Below are 4416 nucleotides of genomic sequence, written 5' to 3'. Positions count from 1 at the left end.
TCCTCGCCCCACATCACCTCATACAACGGCACGCCCAGATACGCATCGACCGCCGCCACCACCGCGTCCAGGGATTGGGCGAACACCGGGAACGCGGCGTGCAGTTCACGACCCATCCCCAGGCGCTGCGCGCCCTGACCCGTGAACAGGAACGCGGTCGCACCGTCGACGCGGGTGCCGGCGACGAGGTCCGCGGACTCCGTCCCCCCGCTCAGCTTCGTCAGCTCGCGGATCGCGGCCTCATGGTCCTCGGCGAGGACGACCGCACGGTGGTCCAGCGCCGCGCGTGACGTCGCCAGCGAGTAGCCGACGTCGGTCAGGGACTGCTCCGGGTGCACCTGGAGGTGGGCGCGCAGCGCCTCGGCCTGCCGGGGCAGGGCCTTCGCGCTCTTCGCCGACACCGTCAGCGCCACCGGCGCGGGGACCGCGGCGGGCGGCGTGGACGCCCGCGGCGCGGGCTCCGTGGCAGGGGCCTCCTCCAGGATGACGTGGGCGTTCGTACCGCTGAGGCCGAACGAGGAGACGCCGGCGCGGCGCGGGCGTTCGCCCGCCGGCCAGGCGACCGGCTCGGTGAGCAGCTTGACGTTGCCCGTCTCCCAGTCCACGTGCGGCGACGGCTCGTCCACGTGCAGGGTCTTGGGCAGCACGCCGTGGCGCAGCGCCTGAACCATCTTGATCACACCGCTGACACCGGCCGCGGCCTGCGCGTGCCCGATGTTCGACTTGATCGAGCCGAGCCACAACGGTTTGTCCTCGTCGCGGCCCTGACCGTACGTCGCCAGTAGGGCCTGCGCCTCGATCGGGTCGCCCAGCCGGGTGCCGGTGCCGTGGCCCTCGACGGCGTCCACGTCGGACGTCGTGAGACCGGCCGCGGCCAGCGCCTGCTGGATGACCCGCTGCTGGGACGGCCCGTTGGGGGCGGTGAGGCCGTTGGAGGCGCCGTCCTGGTTGATGGCACTACCCCGGATCACGGCGAGCACCGGATGGCCGAGGCGCTCCGCGTCGGAGAGGCGCTCGACCAGGAGCAGGCCGATGCCCTCCGCCCAGCCGGTGCCGTCGGCGGCGCCGGCGAAGGCCTTGGAACGGCCGTCGGCGGCGAGTCCGCGCTGCTGGCTGAAGTCGACGAACAGATCCGGCGTCGGCATGACGGTCACACCGCCGGCCAGCGCCATCGTGATCTCGCCGGACCGCAGCGCCTGGCAGGCCATGTGCAGGCTCACCAGGGACGACGAGCACGCGGTGTCGACGGTGACGGCCGGCCCCTCCAGGCCGAGGGTGTACGCGACGCGGCCCGAGGCGATGCTGCCCGCGCTGCCGTTGCCGAGGTAACCGGCGAGGTCCTCGGGAACATCGCTCAGCCGGCTGCCGTACTCGTGGTACATGATGCCCGCGTACACGCCGGTCCGGCTGCCGCGCAGCGTCTGCGGGTCGATGCCGGCCCGCTCGAAGGTCTCCCACGCGGCCTCCAGCAGCAGCCGCTGCTGCGGGTCCATCGCGAGGGCCTCGCGCGGCATGATGCCGAAGAACTCCGGGTCGAACTCCGAGGCGTCGTACAGGAACCCGCCGTCCTTGGCGTACGTCTTGCCGGGCACGCCGGGCTCGGGGTCGTAGAGGGCGTCGCCGTCCCAGCCGCGGTCGGTCGGGAACGCCCCTACGGCGTCCCGGCCCTCGGCAACCAGGTCCCACAGGTCCTCGGCGGACCGCACGCCACCGGGGAAGCGGCAGCTGATCGCCACGATCGCGATCGGGTCCGTGTCGTCGGGCGCGGAGCTGCGGACCGCGACGGCGGCCGGAGCCGCCTCGGCCGTCGTGACCGACAGCTTGCTCACCACGAAGCCCGCGACGGCACGCGAGTTGGGGTAGTCGAAGACCAGCGTGGCCGGCAGCCGCAGTCCGGTGGCGGCTTGGAGCAGGTTGCGCAGTTCGACGGCCGCGAGCGAGTCGAAGCCCTGCTCGCGGAAGGCCGTCTCCGGCCCGATCGCGTCCGGGGACGGATGGCCGAGCACCGCCGCCACCTGCGTACGGACCAGCTCCAGGACGATGCGGTCGCGCTCCTGCTGCGACGCCCCGGCGAGGCGGCGCCCCAGCTCGGACGTCTCCGCGGCCTGCGCCTGCACGGTCCGGCGGACCGGCCCGCGCACCTTGCCGCGCAGCAGCGCGGGCAGGTCCTCGCCGCGGGCGGCGAGGGCCGCACCGTCGGTCTTGAGCGGCAGGACCACGGCGTCGTCCCCGGCGACCGCGGCATCGAAGAGGGCGAGCCCTTCCGCGACGGTCAGCGCGGGCAGACCCAGCCGCTTCATCCGCTCCAGGTCGGCATCGGTGAGGTCGCCACCGAGACCGGTGCTGATCTCCCACATGCCGAACGCGGCTGCCGTAGCAGGCAGACCGCAGGCCCGGCGGTGGGCCGCCAGGGCGTCAAGGAAGGCGTTGGCAGCGGCGTAGTCGGCCTGGCCGGCGGCCAGTACGGAGCCGCCCGCCGAGGAGAAGAGGACGAAGGCCGACAGGTCGGCGTCGCGGGTCAGCTCGTGCAGGTTCCACGCGCCGTCGGTCTTCGGGCGCAGTACGGCGTCGAAGCCCTCGGCGGTCAGTGAACCGACGAGCCCACCACCGGCGACGGCGGCGGCGTGCACCACCCCGCTCAGCGGGTGGGCCCCGTCGATCCCGGCCAGGACGCCGGCGAGCGACTCCCGGTCCGTCACGTCGCAGGCCGCGACCGAAGCGTGGGCCCCCAACTCCGCCAGCTCGGCGACGATCTCGGACGCGTTCGGCGCCCGCAGGCCGCGGCGGCTGGTGAGGAGCAGGTGCCGCACCCCGTGCTCGGTGACCAGGTGACGGGCCACCAGCGCGCCCAGGCCGCTGGTACCGCCGGTGATCAGCACGGTCCCGGTCGCGTTCCACGGAGAGGCCGGCGCGGGGGAGGCGATCCTGGTCAGGCGCGGGACGCGCACCTCACCGGACCGCACCGCGGTCTCGGACTCTCCGGAGGCGACGGCGGCTGCCACGTCGGCGTCCGGGTCGGTGGCACCGGCTGCCACGTCGACCAGAACGAACCGGCCGGGGTTCTCCGCCTCGGCGGCCCGGACCAGACCCCACACACCGGCCTGCGCCGGATCGACGTCCTCGCCGGGCAGGACGGCGACGCCTCCGCGGGTGACCACGGCGAGGCGGCCGGACCCGGACGCCGGATCGGCCAGATGTTCCTGGACCGTGGCGAGGACGTCGGGCACGACGCCGCGCACCCGGGCCGCGGCGTCCTCGCCGGCCGGGGCGGGAACCACGTACACGGCGGTCCCGGCCGCATCGGTCCCGGTCGCGGAGACGCGCAGCCACTCGACGCGGTGCAGGGCGGCGTCCGCGCCACCGGCGGCGGCTGCGAGCTGCGCCTCGGACACCGGACGCGACACCAGCGACTCCACGGTGGCCACGGGGGCACCCGTAGCGTCGGCGACCATGATCGCCGACACCTCGTCGCCCCGGACCCGACGGATGTGCACCCGCAGCACGGACGTACCGGCCGCGTGCAGGGTGACCCCGTTCCAGGAGAACGGCAGCAGCGTCGCACCCTCGGCGGCGCCGTTGCCGCCCAACAGGTCGGCGTGCATCGCGGCATCGAGGAGGGCCGGGTGGAGACCGAAGTTCGCCGCATCGGCGTGCGCCGCTTCGGGCAACGCCACCTCGGCGAACACGTCGTCGCCCCGGACCCAGGCGGCCTTCAGCCCCTGGAACACCGGGCCGTACGCGTAGCCGCGGTCCAGCAGGCGGTCGTAGGCACCGGTGACGTCGAGCGCGGTCGCACCGGCCGGGGGCCATTGGGACAGGTCGAACGCAGGAGCCGGCGCACCCGGAACCAACGTGCCGTACGCGTGGCGGGTCCACGGCGCATCCGGGGCGGAGCCGCGGGAGTGGATGCCGATCGGCCGGGCGCCGGAGCCGTCAGGGGCACCGACGCGCACCTGGAGGGCCACGCCACCGCGGGCCGGCACGATCAGCGGCGCTTCGAGGAGCAATTCCTCGATCCTGTCGCAGCCGACCTGATCGCCGGCGCGGACGGCCAGTTCGACGAACCCGGTGCCCGGAAGCAGGATCGACCCGAGGACGTCGTGGTCGGCCAGCCAGGGCTGGGTGTCGACCGACAGGCGCCCGGTCAGCACCACTTCGGCGGAGTCGGCGGAGGCGATGGCGGCGCTGAGCAGCGGGTGCCCGACCGATTCGAGACCGGCGGAACCGAGTCCGGCACCACCCCCGGCCGTTCCCTCCAGCCAGTACCGCTGGTGCTGGAAGGCGTACGTGGGCAGATCGTCCCAACGGTCCTCGGCGGCCCCGTAGAAGGCGGCCCAGTCGACTGCGGTGCCGGTGGTGTGGAGCTGGGCGAGTGCGGTGAGGAGGGTGCGTACCTCGGGGCGGTTCTTGCGTACG

The 4416-nt window shown here is 74.2% G+C and carries 1 protein-coding gene; it reads right to left on the bottom strand.

What is annotated here, in order from left to right; genetic code table 11:
* A partial coding sequence (locus ABZZ20_RS36570; protein WP_356877327.1) for a type I polyketide synthase occupies positions 1 to 4416 on the bottom strand: 4416 nt, incomplete at both ends.

The organism is Streptomyces sp. NPDC006430 (assembly GCF_040612395.1).
Taxonomy (GTDB): domain Bacteria; phylum Actinomycetota; class Actinomycetes; order Streptomycetales; family Streptomycetaceae; genus Streptomyces.
Note: the sequence above shows the minus strand (reverse complement) of the source record. Positions and strands in the feature narration are given on the sequence as shown.